Consider the following 15,264-nt stretch of genomic DNA (forward strand, 5'->3'; position numbering starts at 1 on the left):
CCATGCCCCCGTGCGCGCGTCCCTTGATGCGGTCCGCGCACGGACGCCGGGGCACGTACCATGCCGGGCCGGAGGTGATGCGGACATGGCAGCCACGGACAGCGGTCGCGTCCTGGTGACGGATGACGACGCGGCCATCCGGCGGTCCCTGGAGCGCGGGCTGCGGCTCAACGGGTTCGCGGTGACCCTCGCGGACGGCGGCCACGCCGCGCTGGCCGCGATGCGCGACGGGGCGCCCGATGTGGTGGTCCTGGACATCTCCATGCCCGACCTGAGCGGGATCGAGGTGTGCCGCAGCCTGCGCGCGGACGGCAATGACGTGCCCGTTCTGATGCTGTCGGCGCTCGACGAGGTGGCCGACCGGGTGGCCGGGCTCCAGGCCGGGGGCGACGACTACCTCGTCAAGCCCTTCGCGCTCCAGGAACTGGTGCTGCGGCTGCACGCCCTGCTGCGCCGCCGTCCGCCCGCCGCCACCGACCGGGTGCGGGCCGGTGCGCTGGAGATGGTGCCGGAGGCGCGGGAGGCGTGGCTGGACGGGGCGCCGCTGCGGCTCACCCGGCGCGAGTTCGAGCTGCTGGACGTGTTCGCGCGCAACGCCGGGATCGTCCTCACCCGCGACCAGCTGCTGGACCGCGTCTGGGGCTATGACTTCGAGGTCCGTACGGACGCCGTGGACACCTTCGTCAGCTATCTGCGCCGCAAGCTGGAGGCGGGCGGCCGCCCGCGGATGCTGCACACGGTGCGCGGCGTGGGGTTCGTCCTGCGGCCCACCGAGGCGCGGTAACTCCGGTCCACGACTGCGGTCCACGACTGCGGTCCGCAACTCCGGTCCACGACCGCGGTCCACAGAGTTTCCACAAAGAAGGTTCCTAGGGTTTTTCCCAGTCCGGGACGGCCCGGCCCCTCCCGGCCGTCCGGCTCCAAGGGGCTCCAAGGGAAGGAACAGCACCATGCACCGTGGAAAGAGCGTCCTCGTGGCGTGTGCGGTCACCGCCGCCGTGCTCGGTCCGGTGGGCATCGCGGCGGCGGACGGCGGCACCACGGCCTCGACACCGGCCGCCTCCCCGAGCGCGCAGGCGAAGGCGCCGAAGGGAGCAGGGGACGGCTCCCGGGGGCTGTGCAAGCGCGCCGAGAAGATCGACCGGCGGCTGGACCGGGCGCTGAGGCGGCTCAAGGGCCCGGCGGCCGTCCGTGGGTCCGTGGCCCGGCTGACGAAGCGGATCGAGCGGGCGAAGAAGGCGGACCACACCGAGGTCCAGACGTTCCTCAGCCACAAGCTCACCTTCCGCAGGTCCCTCGTGCCGACGCTCGAGCAGCGGCAGAAGGATCTGTCGAAGGTCCAGAAGTGGTGCACCGCGCGCGGCGAGGACTCCGGCAGCGGTAAGGAAGCGGCGAAGTGAGGCGCGGCCCCTGGGCCGTGGCGGCCACGGCGCTCCTCTGCGCCGCGCTGGCCACCGGCTGCGGCGGCGGCAAGGGCGGTTCGGACGGTTCGGACAGCTCGAAAGACGCGAACGGCTCATCGGGCGCGTCCGCCCCGTCCACCACCGCCCCGTCCGCCACCGCACCGGCTCCGTCCGGCTCCGAGCTGGATGAGCTGGACAAGCTGGTGGACGACGCGGAGTCGGCGGCGAACAGGGCGGACTCCGACGCGGCGAACGACAACTGACCACCACGACAACTGACCACACGGCGCCGCCCGGGCGTGCCCTCGCCGCGCCCGGGCCGGTCCGTCAGTCGTCAGTCGTCAGACGCCAGACGCCAGACGATCGCGACCGGGGCGATCAGACCCGCGGTGGATCCGGCCGGTACGGGGCTGGCCTCGGCGCTGACCAGATCGCCGTCCTCCATGACCCCGGAGCCACTGACGTCCACATGGACCCGCAGCCCGTAATTGTCCCCGGGGATCAGCTCACCGGCGACGGTGACGCTGAACGGGACATGGCCCCCCGGACTCAGTGGCACATCGGTGAGGACCTGCGCGGCCACGATCGGTTCGGGGGTGTCGGAGCGGGACACGTTGCGCACCTCCACCACCACCCGCGCCGCCCGCCCGGCGGGCGCGTCGGGGGGCAGGGTGACGATGCCGCTGAGGACACTGCTCATTCCGAGATGGCTTCCCCCGGCGGTGGAAGTCTTGTTCCGCCATCCGAGTGGTGCGGTGCGAAGCGGCACCCAGCGGTGCGGTGCCGGGCGATGTCGTCAGCCCGCGCAGGGGCGGCCGTTCAGGGTGAAGGAGCCGGGCGGCCGGTTGCCGTCGCTCCAGGAGCCGAGGAGGCCCATGGAGAAGCTGCCACCGGCCCTGACCCGCTTGTTGTAGTCGGCAGCGGTGGCGGTCACCTTCGAGCCGTGCTGGGTGAACTCCCCGTCCCACATCTGCGTCACCCGCTGGGAGTCGGGGAAGGTCCAGGTGACCCGCCAGTCGCCGAGGGATGCGCGGGAGGTGAGGGTGACGGCGGCCTGGAAGCCGTTGGGCCACTGGTCGACCAGCTTGAAGCGGGCCGTGCAGTCGGCGTCGTCGCCGGGCTTCCGGCCACCGGAGGGCGGTTTGCCGCCGTGGCCGGACGCGGAGCCGGAGTCGCCCTCGGAGGAGGAGGACGAGGGGGACGAGGGGGACGAGGAGGGCGGGCCGGAGGAGCGCCCGGGCTCCTTCTGATGTCCCTCGCCGGACCCCTTCCCGTCCGTCCCGCCCCTGCTCTTCGAGGGGCCGGGGGAGCCGGGGGCGCCGGGGTGGTACGGCGAGGAGGTGGCGGGCACCAGGCCGCCGGGGGCCGCTTCGGGGCTCATCGGGCCGCCGGTGCGGTCGTCGGAGTCCGCGGCGGTTCTGGTCATCCCGACCAGTGCGGCGAGGGCGACGACTGCGATCACCGCCAAGATGACCGTCGCACTGGCTCCGCGTAACCGGCGGCGGGCGGCGCGGCCCCGGACGACCCGGTGCGCCCCGGAGCGGGCCCCGCTGCCGTAATCGGCCCCGCCCCCACCGGCTCTACGCCCCCCACCGGCTCTGCCACCCGCGCCGGCTCTACGCCCCGCACCGGCTCTGCCCGCCAGGCCACCGGCCCAGCCGCTCCGCCACGCCCCGATCGTGTCCAGGACCCGGTCGCGCAACTGCTCCCACAGCGGCGCGCGGACCGCCTGCGCGGTGGGCGCGGCGGGGCGGGCGCTCGGTGCGGCACCCGGGGCCCGCTCGGCCAGCGCACGGCGCCGCTTGAGGTAGAGGTGCGCGCCCCAGCCGATGACCCCGCCCGCCAGCGCCCCGGGCAGCCCGGCGCCGTCCACATACATGCAGGTGGCGGCGTCCCGGCAGGTCCGGCAACGGGCGAGGTGCTGCCATAGGTCGGCGGGTGAGCGGGAGTCGGGCGCCCGGGTGGCGGCGTCCAGCAGCTTGGCGTAGCTGCGGCACTCCTCGGCGGTGAGGGTGTCCACATGGGCGCGCTGACACCGTTCGCGGAAGGCCGTGCGGACCCGGACGATCTCCTCGGTGGCCTGCTCCGGGTCGTACCCCAGCTGCCGGGCGACCGCCTCCGTGGACCGCGCCTCCACCTCGACCAGCCACAGCAACTCCCCGTCCACCTCCGGCAGGTCCCGCAGCGCGCGCAGGGCGAGCGGCTGGTCGCGGGGCGGTGCGGCGAACCGGGTGGCGAGGTCGGAGGCCAGCCAGATCCGCAACTCCGGGTGGAGCCGGTCCCCGTGCCGATGGGCGTCCCAGTCGGCGGCGGTCTTCCGCACGGAGGTCAGAAAGAGCGGAAGCCACGGCAGGCGCTTGCCGAACCCCCGGGTGCGGCGGTTACGGGTCTCCCGAATCCCCCGCCGGAACGCCTCGGTGGCGAGCCGCATCCCGTCTTCCGGAGTGGTGGTGCACAGCTCCGCGTAATCGGCGACCGCGTCCCAGTACGCGCCCAGCAACGCCGTGGCGAACGCCGCGCCATCGACATCCTCGCCGGGCGTCTCGGCGACCCCACGGCGCGTCGGGGAGCCGTCCCCGGGCGACTGCCCGGGCGATGAGTGGTCGGACATGGAGGCAATTCCTCACTCACGAACAGCGGCGCCCCCGCCGGGGCAACCCTCTCACAAACGGGCTGTGGGGTGGTCGGCCAACAGCACAGTGAAACATCGGAGTTGCGGATTCCCCTTTCGGGGCGCGCCGAGCTTTTCACGCCGGTGACCTGGCTGACAAGGGAACGAAGAGCGGTCCCCGTTTCGGATTATGGGCCATGCCCGCCGTCTCGGGCGACATAAGCACCACAATTGCTAAAGGTGTAGACCACGCAGTTCGCGCCGTGAACTCCCGTGCGTTCTCGGCGACTTCCGGAGAGTTGGCGGACTGCATTAATTGGCGCATGACCTCCCTAAATGCATGGTTCGGGCGCTAAGGTTCACTTCGCTCACGCGATATGTGCAGCGCGTCACGCATCGCCATGCGGAGGCCGCTCGGGGGGTCCGAGGCGGCTGTCTTTGGGGGGCAACCATGCGGGAGATGATCAAGGGTGGCAATGTCGGCCTGGCCGCTCTGAGCGAGGACACGGGATCCGTGATCCTGAGCCTGAATTGGAGCTCGGCGACCGGAGACGGGGACGCCGACGTCTCCGTGCTGCTGCTGAACGGTGACGGCAAGGTCCGCGGCGACACGGACTTCTACTTCTACAACAACCCGGCCGCCGCCGATGGCAGTGTGCAACTGCTGGGCAAGACGCCGACCGCTGAGGGGAACGAGGACCGCATCAGCCTCGATCTGACGGCGGCACCCGCGGATGTCGAGCGGATCGTCGTGGCGGCCAGCCGGTACGGCGGCGCCAGGTTCGGCGATCTCGGTGACCTACGGGTGACCCTCGTGGACCGGGCCGGCGAGACCCTGCTGGGGTTCTCGATCGAGGACGCCGATGTGGAGAGTGCGTTCATCTTCGGCGAGCTCTATCGCCGGGGCGAGGAGTGGAAGTTCCGGGCCGTCGGGCAGGGGTACGAGTCTGGACTTGCCGGTCTGGCCACGGACTTCGGCATCGACATCGACGATGACGCGGCCGACGAGGAGACGGTCGACGAGAAGACCGCCGACACGGTGACGGCTGACGAGGTGGCGGACGCGGCGCCGGAGCCGGTGGAGCAGGCGCCCGCGCCCGGGGTCGACGGGACGCCCGGCTCCCCCGCGCGGACGGCGCGGCCCCCGGCCCCGATGGAGGGCGAGGAGTCCGCACCGGCTCCAGCCCGCCGCCCCCGTACGGCGAAGAAGAAGGTCACGCTTCCCAAGGTCGCCAAGACGTCGCTGGCGGAGAACGAGTCGTGGCGGACGGCTCGGCTCTTCCCGGTTTCCTCGCTCAGATACGACCGGGAACGGGAAATGCGGGCCACATCGGTCCTGTTGTCGGTGATGACGCAGGTGCCCGAGTTCGGGCGTCGGCTCACCGCGGCCTTCGGCGCGCCCGCCGGCCGTATGGAGACCTTTACCGAGGTCTCCCTGCCGCACGGTGGCAACGCCCCCAAGCGCCCGGACGGCGTGATCCGCGTCGAACGGGCCGGGAAACTCTGGACCGCCCTGGTGGAGACGAAGACCAACGGCAATCCGCTCAAGTCCGAGCAGGTCCAGGACTATATGGACATCGCCGCCCGACGGGGCTACGAGGCCGTGATCACGCTGTCCAACGACGTCGCTCTCGAAGGGAGCCCACTGGTCGACGTCAAGGTCGACAGACGCCGTAAGCACAAGGTGGCGCTCTGGCATCTGTCCTGGGCCGAGGTGGCCCACCACGCCCAGATGCTGATCCGCCACGAGGGCGTCGGCAACACCGCGCACGCCTGGCTCCTCCAGGAACTGCTGCAATACCTCCAGCACGAGAACTCCGGCTGCCACGGCTTCCAGAACATGGGCCCGGCCTGGGTGCCGGTGCGCAACGGCATCGACAACGAGACCCTGTGCCAGGGGGACCAGCGCGCCATGGATGTGGTCGAGAGCTGGGACCGGCTCATCCGCCAGGTGTGTCTCCGGTTGGGAGGCGAACTGGGACAGAAGGTCCTGCCCGTTCAGCGCGCCAGACGGGGGACCGACCAGAGTTCCCGTCGTGCAGCCATGGCCGACCGGCTCTGCGAGGAGGGCCGTCTCTACGCCGAGCTGCGCATCGAGGGCACCTCCGGGATCCTCGCGATCGTCGCCGATCTGCGTACCGGCAAGCTGCGCACCGCCATCGAGATTGCCGCCCCGGACCAGGGCTACCCCCTCACCTGGGCCAAGCGCCTGGTCCGGCAGCTCGCCGGGGCCCCGGCCGACCTCCATGTGGAAACCCTTGTCGAGGGGCAGGGTGGCGGCCCGCGCGGCACCCTCGAGCGGCTCCGCCCCGAGCCGGGCGACATGCTCCCCAAGGGTGGCGCCCGGATAACCGGGTTCCGGCTGTCTCTCTTCAAGGGGATGGGCAGCGCCCGAGGCAATGCCGAATCCGGCTTCATACGCAGCGTCGATGACGCGGTGGACCGCTTCCACTCTGGTGTTGTCGCCCATCTGGGGAGCCGCCCGGCTCATCGGCCGTAGGGCCTGAAGGGGTGGATCGGGCAACTGTGGAGTGTGACATTGCACTGCTATCGTTGAAACGCCAAAGAACATAAGGACAGTTGCCTGGTCCCCTCCCCCAGGAGGTTCCGCATGCCCGATCTCTCCGTGCCCTGGCGTGGCGTTCATGTCGCCACGGCGCTTCCGTTCCATGACGATGACGAGCTGTCGGTCGACTACGAGGGCTACGCCGCCCATGTGCGGTTTCTCGCCGAGCACGGCTGTGACGGGGTCTGTCCCAATGGGTCGTTGGGGGAGTACCAGACCCTGACGGACGAGGAGCGGGCGCGGGTGGTGCGGGTGGCGGTGGAGGCGGCGCCCGAGGGGTTCGGGGTGATGCCGGGGGTGGCGGCGTACGGGGCGCTGGAGAGTCGGCGGTGGGCGGAGCAGGCGCGGGCGGCCGGGGCGCGGGCGGTGCTGGCGCTGCCGCCCAACGGCTACCGCGCCGAGCGGGAGGCCGTGGTCGGCCACTACCGCGAGGTGGCGCGGGCCGGGCTGCCGGTGGTGGCGTACAACAACCCCCATGACACCAGGGTCGACCTCACTCCGGAGCTCCTGGCCGAGCTGTACGGGGAGGGGCTGATCGGCGCGGTCAAGGAGTTCAGCGGGGATGTGCGGCGGGCGTACGAGATCGCCGAGCGCGCCCCCGGTCTCGATCTGCTGGTCGGCGCCGATGATGTGCTGCTCGAGCTGGGGCTCGCCGGGGCCGTGGGGTGGATCGCCGGGTATCCGAACGCGATTCCCGACGCCACCGTGGAGCTGTACCGGCTCGCCACCTCGGGGGCCGGCGAGGATCTGGAGAAGGCGCTGCCGCTGTACCGCGCGCTGCATCCGCTGCTGCGCTGGGACTCCAGGACCGAGTTCGTGCAGGCCATCAAGGCGTCCATGGACCTCGCCGGGCTGCGCGGCGGAGCCTGCCGCCCGCCGCGTTCCCGGCTGACCGGGGAGGTGGCGGCGCGCGTCGTCCGGGAGACCGAGACGGTGCTCGCGCTGGGGTACCGGTGAGGGCCGTGGGGGTGCGGACGGATCCGTTGAGGGGGCGCCGGTGAGGTCGCGGCGGGTCCTCCACACCGTGGAGTCCCACACCGAGGGCATGCCCACCCGGGTGGTCACCGGCGGGGTGGGGACGCTCCCGGGCGCGACCATGGCCGAGCGGCGGCAGTGGTTCATCGAGCACCGGGACGATCTGCGCACCCTGCTGATGTACGAGCCGCGCGGCCACTCCGCGATGAGCGGCGCCATCCTCCAGCCGCCGACCCGGCCGGACGCGGATCACGGCGTGCTCTTCATCGAGGTGTCCGGGGTGCTGCCCATGTGCGGGCACGGCACCATCGGCGTGGCCACCGTGCTGGTCGAGACCGGGATGGTCGAGGTGCGGGAGCCGGTCACCACCATCCGCCTGGACACCCCGGCGGGCCTGGTGGTCGCGGAGGTCGCGGTGCGCGACGGGGCCGCCACCTCGGTGACGATCCGCAACGTGCCCGCGTTCTGCCCGGCCACCGACCGTACGGTGCGGGTGCCCGGCTTCGGCGAGGTGCGCTATGACATCGCCTTCGGCGGCAACTTCTACGCCATCGTGGAACTGGACGCCCTCGGGCTGCCCTTCGACCGGGCGGCGGGGCAGGAACTGCTGACCGCCGGGCTGAAGATCATGGAGGCGGTGAACGCGCAGGACCCGCCGCACCACCCCGAGCGGCCGGACATCACCGGCTGCCGCCACGTCTACCTCCAGGCCCCGGGTTCGACCGCGCGCCACTCCCGCCATGCGATGGCCATCCACCCGGGCTGGTTCGACCGCTCCCCCTGCGGTACCGGCACCTCCGCGCGGATGGCCCAGTTGTACGCACGCGGTGAGCTGGGCCTCGGCGAGGAGTTCAGCAACGAGTCGTTCATCGGGACGCGGTTCATCGGGCGGCTGCTGGAGGAGACCACGGTGGCGGGGCTGCCCGCCGTCGTGCCCTCGATCACGGGGCGGGCGTGGGTCACCGGCACCGCACAGTTCCATCTCGACCCCGGCGATCCGTTTCCGGCCGGGTTTCTGATGTAGGCCCGGTCTCTGATGTGGCCGGGCTTCTGACGGAGAGGCCGGGTTTCTGATGGAGAGGGGGAGAGCTCCTGATGCGGAGGGGGGAGAGGGGAGATCGATGCACCAAGAGTTGCCGCGTACCGCCGATCTCGTCGTCATCGGCGCCGGTGTCGTCGGCGCGGCCGCCGCCTGGTTCGCCACCCTCGCCGGGCTGCGGGTCGTGGTGGTCGACCGTGGTGGCATCGCGGGCGGCACCTCGGGCGCGGGCGAGGGAAACGTCCTGGTCTCGGACAAGGAGCCGGGCCCTGAGCTGGAACTCGCGCGGTACTCGCGGCAGGTGTGGGGCGAGGACCTGGGCCCGTACGGCGAGCGCTGGGAGTTCGAGCGGAAGGGCGGGCTGGTGGTCGCCTCCACCCCCGCCGCCCTGGGCGCACTGCGAACGCTGGCCGAGCGGCAGCGGGCCCGCGGGGTCGTCGTACGCGAGGTGTCCGGGGCCGGACTCCCCGCCCTCGAACCACGGCTGACCCACGAGGCCGCCGGGGGCGCCCTCTATCCGCAGGACGCCCAGGTCCAGCCCATGCTGGCGGCGGCCCAGCTGCTGCGGCTCGCGCGGCAGCGCGGAGCGGTGGTGCGGACGCGGACGGAGGTGGTGGGGTTCCTCCGGCGTCGGGGAGGGCGGCGTACGGGTGCTGCCCCGGCCACCGGAGGGGACGTGGGTGGCCGCCCGGTCGTCACCGGCGTACGGACGCCCCACGGCACCGTCAGCGCCCCCGCCGTCCTGAACGCGGCGGGCACCTGGGCCGGTGCGGTGGCGGAGCTCGCGGGCGTCGGGCTGCCGGTGCTGCCGCGCCGGGGGTTCGTCCTCGTCACCGAACCACTGCCGCCCGCGACCGTACGGCACAAGGTCTACGCGGCCGACTACGTGGACGCCGTGGCCAGTTCGGACGCGGAGCTCCAGGCGTCGCCGGTCGTGGAGGGCACGGGTGGCGGCACGGTGCTGATCGGCTCCACCCGGGAGCGGGTCGGCTTCGACCGGCGGCCGTCCCCCGCCGCCGTACGGGCGCTGGCCCGGGGCGCGATCGGGCTGTTCCCGATCCTGGCGTCGGTGCGGGCGATGCGCGTGTACGCGGGTTTCCGGCCGTACTGCCCCGACCATCTGCCGGTCATCGGCCCCGACCCGCGCGCCCCCGGGCTGTGGCACGCCTGCGGCCACGAGGGCGCGGGGATCGGCCTGGCGGCGGGGACGGGGAAGCTGATCGCGCAGGCGCTGACGGGGGAGGCGACGGATCTGGACCTGGCGCCGTTCGCGCCCGAACGCTTCGAGGAGGGTGGATGGTGCGGATGAGTCGCGCGGGGAGTGAGGAGCGTACGGGGATGACCCTCGCGGGGAGCCCGGGGCCGTCGGCGTACCGGCTGACCTTCGACGGTACGACGGTCACCGCGCGGCCCGGGCAGAGCGTGGGCGCGGCGCTGGTGGCCGCCGGGATCGTGGCGTGGCGGACCACGCGGCGCGGGGGCAGACCGCGCGGGCTGTTCTGCGGGATCGGGGTGTGCTTCGACTGTCTGATCACCGTGGACGGACGCCCAGGCCAGCGGGCCTGCCTGGTCCCGGCGCTGGACGGGATGCGGCTGTCGGCGGAGGGTGGTGGCGGTACGGATGAAGGGGGCGGCGGTGACGGTGACGACTGATCGTGGTGGTGGCGATGACGACTGATCGGCCGACGTACGACGTGGCCGTCGTGGGCGCGGGCCCCGCCGGGCTCGCCGCCGCCGTCGGGGCCGCCGAGGCGGGCCTGGACGTGGTGCTCATCGACGCCGGGCGCCTGCCCGGCGGCCAGTACTGGCGCCACGACGAGCACGCGGCGCCCCCTCGCCACCACCACGGGCGGCTCTTCACCCGGCTCAGCGCCCGGCTGCGCCACCAGCGCCGCCTCGGCCGACTCCACTACCTCCCCGGCCACCAGGTCTGGCTGATCGACCGCCTCCGCCCGGACAGCGGGCCGTTCACCCTGCGCCTGAACGGTCCGTACGACACGGCCCCGGTCGAGCGGGACCGGGTGCGGGCCCGTGCGCTGGTGCTCTGCTGCGGTGCGTACGACCGTCAACTGCCGCTCCCCGGCTGGGAGTTGCCCGGGGTCATGGCGGCTGGGGGCGTCCAGGCGCTGCTGAAGGGGCAGCGGGCGGTGGCGGGCAGCCGTGCGGTGGTCGCGGGCACGGGCCCCTTCCTGCTGCCGGTGGCGACGGGCCTGGCCCGGGCGGGGGTGCGGGTCCTCGCCGTGTGCGAGGCCAACCCGGCGCACGGCTGGCTGCGCCACCTGGACGGTGCGGTGCGGGCGCCCGCCAAGTCCGCCGAGGCGGTGCGGTACGCGGCGCTGATGGCCCGCCACCGCATCCCGTACCGGACCCGGGCCACGGTCACCGAGATCCTGGGCGAGGACCGGGTGCGCGGGGTGCGGATCGACGGCGGCGAGGTGCTCGAGGCCGATCTGGTGGCGCTGGGCTGGGGGTTCACCCCCGCACTCGAACTGCCCCTGATGGTCGGCGCCGACACCCGGCGCGACCTCGACGGCTCCCTCGTCGCCGCCGTCGACGCCCGGCAGCGCACCACCGTCCCGGACGTCCTGGCCGCGGGGGAGACCACGGGCGTGGGCGGGGCCGCGCTGGCCGTCGCCGAGGGGCGGCTGGCCGCCCTGTCGCTGGCGGCGGCCCAGGGGCTGCCGGTCGATCCGCGTGCCGTACGGCGGCTGCGCACCGCGATCCGCCACGGCCGGGCCTTCGCCGCCGCGCTGCACCGCACGTACCCCGTGCCCGACGGGTGGACCGACCGGCTGACCGAACGCACGGTGGTCTGCCGCTGCGAGGAGGTCACCTACGGGGAGCTGTGTCACGCCCGCACCGAGCTCGGGGCCGAGGACCCCCGCACCATGAAGCTCCTGGCCCGCACCGGGATGGGCTGGTGCCAGGGCCGGATCTGCGGGTTCGCGGTCGCCGCCGTCACCGCGTCGCTGACCGGCCGCCCGGCCACGGCGGAGGATCTGCGGCCGCTCGCGGCACGGCCGTTCGCGGCGCCGGTGACGCTGGGGGAGCTGGCGGAGCTGGGCGAGGAGCCCTGATCCGCCACGCCGTTCCGGTCCGCGCGACGCGCAGATGCCAGCTCCCGTGCTCGAATCGTTGGACAGATACCGCCTGATCGTCATGTACCGGCTCGCAGCTGCGGCGCTACCATCGGCGGATGCATACGTACCGGATCGGTGAGGCCGCGGCCCTGATGGGGGTCAGCGTGGACACCCTGCGCCGCTGGGTCGACAGCGGTCGGCTGGCCGCCGAACGGGACGAGCAGGGGCGCCGGATCATCCCGGGCCCGGCACTCGCCGCGTTCGCCCGCGAGGTCGCCAGCGGCACGGACCGCGAGCACCCCGGCTCCTCGGCCCGCAATCGGTTCTCGGGGATCGTCACCGAGGTGATCCTCGGCGATGTGTCCGCACAGGTGGAGATCCAGGCGGGCCCGTTCCGCGTGGTGTCCATGATCAGCCGGGAGTCGGCGGAGGAGCTGAAGCTGGAGCCGGGCGTTCCCGCCGTCGCCGTGATCAAGTCGACCAACGTGGTCGTGGAAACGCCGTGAACACGCGCGGCGAACGCGTACGCCGTGAACACGTACGCCGTGAACGCGTACGCCGTGAACACGCGCGGAACACGCGCGCCGAGGGCGGCACAGGCAGCAGTCGCAGAGAGGGAGAGACAGACCCCATGACGACCCGTTCCGTATCCGGTTCCGGATCCCGGCCCCGATCCGGGCCCCGTTGGACGCTGCGTGTGGTGGGCGGTTTCGCGCTCGCCGCCATGGCGCTCACCGCCTGCTCCTCCGGTGACTCCGACGACTCCGGTGACTCTTCCAAGAAGTCCGACTCCAGCTCCTCCTCCGAGAAACTGTCCGGCACGGTGACCGTGTTCGCGGCGGCCTCGCTGAAGGAGAGCTTCACCGCGCTGGGCAAGACCTTCGAGAAGGAGCACCCCGGCACCAAGGTCTCCTTCAACTTCGGCGGCAGCGACGCCCTCGCGGCCAGCATCACCTCCGGCGCGCCCGCCGATGTCTTCGCCGCCGCGAGCCCGAAGACCATGAAGACCGTCACCGACGCCAAGGACGCGAAGGGCGCCCCGGCCACCTTCGTCCGCAACCAGCTCGAGATCGCGACCCTCCCGGGCAATCCGAAGAAGATCAAGACGCTCAAGGACCTCACCCGCTCCGGGCTGAAGGTCGCGCTGTGCGCCAAGGAGGTGCCGTGCGGCGCGGCGGCCCAGAAGGCGCTGACCGCGGCCAAGCTCAAGCTCACGCCCGTCTCGTACGAGCAGGACGTCAAGGGCGCGCTGACCAAGGTGCAGTTGAAGGAGGTGGACGCCTCCGTCGTCTACAAGACCGATGTGAAGTCGGCGGGCGGCAAGGTCGCGGGCGTGGAGTTCCCCGAGTCGAAGAAGGCCATCAACGACTACCCGATCGCCCTGCTGAAGAACGCCCCCAACGCGGAGGCGGCCACGGCCTTCATCGACCTGGTGAAGTCCGCACAGGGCCAGAAGGTGCTCGGCCAGGCCGGTTTCCTCAAGCCGTGACGGAGCGGAACGCCGGGCCTGGGCAGGGGTCCGGGGCGGAGGCGGGTGCCGGGCCGAACTCCGGTGCCGGGCCGAATCCCGGAGCCGGGCCAGAGGGGCCGACCGGCCCCCGGGAGGTGCTGAGCGGCGGCAGCAAGGGGCGCCGCCCCGGCACCCCCCGCCCCGGCACGCGCTTCCGCACCGCCCGCCTCCGCACCCCCCGCCTCCGCGCGGGCGTCCCACTCCCCCTCCTGCTCCCCGCCCTCCTCGGCCTGGCCTTCCTGGTGCTTCCGCTGGTCGCGCTGCTGGTCCGCGCGCCCTGGCGGAGCCTGCCCGGCCAGCTGACCAGCGTCGCGGTGTGGCAGGCGCTGCGCCTTTCGCTGATCACCGCGACGGCCGCCACCGCCGTGGCGCTGGTGCTTGGCGTGCCCCTCGCCTGGCTGCTGGCCCGCGCCCGCTTCCCCGGCCGTCGGCTGCTGCGCGCCCTGGTGACCCTGCCGCTGGTGCTGCCGCCGGTGGTCGGCGGCGTGGCGCTGCTGCTCGCGCTGGGCCGTAACGGGATCGTGGGCCGCTGGCTGGACTCGGCGTTCGGCGTGACCCTGCCGTTCACCACGGCGGGGGTGGTGGTCGCGGAGGCCTTCGTGGCGATGCCGTTCCTCGTGATCAGCGTCGAGGGCACGCTGCGGGCCGCCGACCCGCGCTACGAGGAGGCCGCCACCACCCTCGGCGCCTCGCGCTTCACCGCGTTCCGGCGCGTCACCCTGCCGATGGTCGCGCCCGGTGTGGCCGCGGGCGCGGTGCTGGCCTGGGCGCGGGCGCTGGGCGAGTTCGGCGCCACCATCACCTTCGCGGGCAACTTCCCCGGCCGTACGCAGACGATGCCGCTGTCGGTCTATCTCGCGCTGCAGAGCGACCCGGCCGCGGCCATCGCGCTCAGCCTCGTCCTGCTCGCCGTCTCCATCGCGGTCCTGGCCGGGCTGCGCGACCGCTGGATGGCCGCCTCATGACCCGTACGGACGCCTCCCCCACCGAGGGCGCCGCGCTGCGCACCGACGGCCTCGACGCCCGGCTCGTCGTCGACCGGGGCGGCTTCCGGCTCGACCTGCGGCTGACCGCCGCGCCCGGCGAGGTGGTCGCGCTGCTCGGGCCCAACGGCGCGGGCAAGACGACCGCGCTGCGCGCCCTGGCCGGGCTGACTCCGCTCACCGAGGGGTCGCTGCGACTGGACGGCCGGACCCTGGAGGACCCGGGGAACCGGCTGCGGGTGGCGCCCGAGGACCGTCCGGTCGGCGTCGTCTTCCAGGACTATCTGCTCTTCCCGCACCTCAGCGCGCTGGACAACGTGGCGTTCGGCCCGCGCTGCCACGGGGTGCCGAAGGCGGAGGCCCGTGCCCAGGCGGCCGAGTGGCTGGACCGGATGGGCCTGACCGACCGCGCGGGCGCCAAACCCCGTGCCCTGTCCGGCGGTCAGGCCCAGCGGGTCGCCCTCGCCCGCGCCCTGGCCACCCACCCCCGGCTGCTGCTCCTGGACGAGCCCCTGGCCGCGCTGGACGCCCGCACCCGCCTGGACGTACGCGCCGGACTCCGCCGCCATCTGGCCGCCTTCGAGGCGGTGGCCGTCCTGGTCACCCATGACCCGCTGGACGCGATGGTGCTGGCCGACCGGCTCGTGGTCGTGGAGGACGGCGGTATCGTCCAGGAAGGCGCCCCGGCGGACATCTCCCGCCGCCCCCGCACCGACTACATCGCCAGCCTGGTCGGCCTCAACCTCTACCAGGGCCGCGCCGAAGGCCACACCGTGACGCTCGACGGCGGCGCCACCATCACCACCACCGAGGACCTCACCGGCCCGGTCTTCGTCGCCTTCCCACCCGCCGCGGTCACCCTCCACCGCGACCGCCCCGACTCCAGCGCGCGCAACCTGTGGCGGCTGGAGGTGGCCGGTATGGAGTCCCACGGCGACCAGATCCGCGTCGACCTCACCGGCGAACTCCCCCTCCTGGCCGACCTCACGACGGCGGCGGTAGCCGAACTGTCCCTCCACCCGGGCCGCACGGTCTGGGTCACCCTGAAGGCCACCCAGACCCATGCATACCCGGCGTAAGCTGCCCCCGGCGCACCT

The 15,264-nt window shown here is 73.1% G+C and carries 15 protein-coding genes; 13 read left to right on the forward strand and 2 right to left on the reverse strand.

The features are described from left to right. Window positions 1–85 precede the first annotated feature (85 nt). The 3 genes from VT50_RS08325 to VT50_RS08335 all read left to right on the forward strand — a co-directional run bounded on the left by VT50_RS08325 (window position 86) and on the right by VT50_RS08335 (window position 1,666). Complete coding sequence (locus VT50_RS08325; protein WP_046088865.1) at window positions 86–784, forward strand: response regulator transcription factor; 699 nt, start codon at window positions 86–88, stop codon at window positions 782–784. A 166-nt stretch (window positions 785–950) separates the two neighbouring features. Then, window positions 951–1,400 (forward strand): hypothetical protein, encoded by a 450-nt coding sequence (locus VT50_RS08330; protein ID WP_046088866.1) that lies wholly within the window; start codon window positions 951–953, stop codon window positions 1,398–1,400. Beyond that, window positions 1,397–1,666: a hypothetical protein gene (locus tag VT50_RS08335; protein ID WP_046088867.1), complete on the forward strand. Its 270-nt coding sequence runs from the start codon at window positions 1,397–1,399 to the stop codon at window positions 1,664–1,666. Before VT50_RS08330 ends, VT50_RS08335 begins: the two co-directional genes overlap by 4 nt. A 71-nt stretch (window positions 1,667–1,737) precedes the next feature. On the opposite strand, the gene VT50_RS08340 is transcribed toward VT50_RS08335, so the two are convergent. Beyond that, window positions 1,738–2,103, reverse strand: a complete 366-nt coding sequence (locus tag VT50_RS08340) for a hypothetical protein (RefSeq protein WP_046088868.1) — start codon at window positions 2,101–2,103, stop codon at window positions 1,738–1,740. A 96-nt stretch (window positions 2,104–2,199) separates the two neighbouring features. Then, a complete protein-coding gene (locus VT50_RS40935) occupies window positions 2,200–4,014 on the reverse strand; it encodes a cellulose-binding domain-containing protein (protein ID WP_046088869.1) in 1,815 nt (604 codons plus the stop codon). Between the two features lie 460 nt (window positions 4,015–4,474). Here VT50_RS40935 and VT50_RS08350 point away from each other — a divergent pair, with 460 nt between their 5' ends. The 10 genes from VT50_RS08350 (at window position 4,475) to VT50_RS08395 (ending at window position 15,246) form a co-directional block, all read left to right on the forward strand. Continuing rightward, window positions 4,475–6,514: a TerD family protein gene (locus tag VT50_RS08350; protein ID WP_046088870.1), complete on the forward strand. Its 2,040-nt coding sequence runs from the start codon at window positions 4,475–4,477 to the stop codon at window positions 6,512–6,514. A 111-nt stretch (window positions 6,515–6,625) separates the two neighbouring features. Beyond that, on the forward strand, window positions 6,626–7,537 hold the full coding sequence (locus VT50_RS08355; RefSeq protein ID WP_046088871.1) for a dihydrodipicolinate synthase family protein: 912 nt from the start codon (window positions 6,626–6,628) through the stop codon (window positions 7,535–7,537). Between the two features lie 40 nt (window positions 7,538–7,577). Further along, window positions 7,578–8,579: a proline racemase family protein gene (locus tag VT50_RS08360; protein WP_046088872.1), complete on the forward strand. Its 1,002-nt coding sequence runs from the start codon at window positions 7,578–7,580 to the stop codon at window positions 8,577–8,579. Between the two features lie 97 nt (window positions 8,580–8,676). Beyond that, window positions 8,677–9,903 carry an NAD(P)/FAD-dependent oxidoreductase gene (locus VT50_RS08365; protein WP_046088873.1) on the forward strand — a complete coding sequence of 409 codons (1,227 nt, stop codon included), beginning with the start codon at window positions 8,677–8,679 and terminating at the stop codon, window positions 9,901–9,903. Further along, a complete protein-coding gene (locus VT50_RS08370; protein WP_420822175.1) occupies window positions 9,891–10,247 on the forward strand; it encodes a (2Fe-2S)-binding protein in 357 nt (118 codons plus the stop codon). The genes VT50_RS08365 and VT50_RS08370 overlap by 13 nt, the downstream gene beginning before the upstream one ends. Before the next feature lie 14 nt (window positions 10,248–10,261). Then, the gene (locus VT50_RS08375) at window positions 10,262–11,671 is read left to right on the forward strand and encodes an FAD/NAD(P)-dependent oxidoreductase (RefSeq protein ID WP_046088885.1); all 1,410 of its coding nucleotides are present in this window, start codon (window positions 10,262–10,264) and stop codon (window positions 11,669–11,671) included. Between the two features lie 119 nt (window positions 11,672–11,790). After that, window positions 11,791–12,180, forward strand: a complete 390-nt coding sequence (locus VT50_RS08380; RefSeq protein ID WP_206269370.1) for a TOBE domain-containing protein — start codon at window positions 11,791–11,793, stop codon at window positions 12,178–12,180. Between the two features lie 125 nt (window positions 12,181–12,305). Then, window positions 12,306–13,163, forward strand: coding sequence for a molybdate ABC transporter substrate-binding protein (modA, locus tag VT50_RS08385; protein ID WP_046088875.1), 858 nt, complete (start codon window positions 12,306–12,308; stop codon window positions 13,161–13,163). Window positions 13,164–13,279: 116 nt separating this feature from the next. Further along, window positions 13,280–14,149, forward strand: a complete 870-nt coding sequence (locus VT50_RS08390; protein WP_079343786.1) for an ABC transporter permease — start codon at window positions 13,280–13,282, stop codon at window positions 14,147–14,149. Then, window positions 14,146–15,246 (forward strand): ABC transporter ATP-binding protein, encoded by a 1,101-nt coding sequence (locus VT50_RS08395; protein ID WP_046090915.1) that lies wholly within the window; start codon window positions 14,146–14,148, stop codon window positions 15,244–15,246. The genes VT50_RS08390 and VT50_RS08395 overlap by 4 nt, the downstream gene beginning before the upstream one ends. The last annotated feature ends 18 nt before the right edge of the window (window positions 15,247–15,264 follow it).

This window comes from Streptomyces antioxidans, assembly GCF_000968685.2.
Lineage (GTDB): Bacteria > Actinomycetota > Actinomycetes > Streptomycetales > Streptomycetaceae > Streptomyces > Streptomyces antioxidans.

Excerpts from the sequence above, each read along its gene's own strand:
- VT50_RS08340 (WP_046088868.1), bottom strand. The coding sequence starts at position 2,103 with ATGAGCAGTGTCCTCAGCGGCATCGTCACCCTGCCCCCCGACGCGCCC.
- VT50_RS08350 (WP_046088870.1), top strand. The coding sequence starts at position 4,475 with ATGATCAAGGGTGGCAATGTCGGCCTGGCCGCTCTGAGCGAGGACACG.
- VT50_RS08365 (WP_046088873.1), top strand. The coding sequence starts at position 8,677 with ATGCACCAAGAGTTGCCGCGTACCGCCGATCTCGTCGTCATCGGCGCC.
- VT50_RS08380 (WP_206269370.1), top strand. The coding sequence starts at position 11,791 with ATGCATACGTACCGGATCGGTGAGGCCGCGGCCCTGATGGGGGTCAGC.
- VT50_RS40935 (WP_046088869.1), bottom strand. The coding sequence starts at position 4,014 with ATGTCCGACCACTCATCGCCCGGGCAGTCGCCCGGGGACGGCTCCCCG.
- VT50_RS08395 (WP_046090915.1), top strand. The coding sequence starts at position 14,146 with ATGACCCGTACGGACGCCTCCCCCACCGAGGGCGCCGCGCTGCGCACC.
- modA (WP_046088875.1), top strand. The coding sequence starts at position 12,306 with ATGACGACCCGTTCCGTATCCGGTTCCGGATCCCGGCCCCGATCCGGG.
- VT50_RS08330 (WP_046088866.1), top strand. The coding sequence starts at position 951 with ATGCACCGTGGAAAGAGCGTCCTCGTGGCGTGTGCGGTCACCGCCGCC.
- VT50_RS08325 (WP_046088865.1), top strand. The coding sequence starts at position 86 with ATGGCAGCCACGGACAGCGGTCGCGTCCTGGTGACGGATGACGACGCG.
- VT50_RS08370 (WP_420822175.1), top strand. The coding sequence starts at position 9,891 with ATGGTGCGGATGAGTCGCGCGGGGAGTGAGGAGCGTACGGGGATGACC.
- VT50_RS08355 (WP_046088871.1), top strand. The coding sequence starts at position 6,626 with ATGCCCGATCTCTCCGTGCCCTGGCGTGGCGTTCATGTCGCCACGGCG.
- VT50_RS08375 (WP_046088885.1), top strand. The coding sequence starts at position 10,262 with ATGACGACTGATCGGCCGACGTACGACGTGGCCGTCGTGGGCGCGGGC.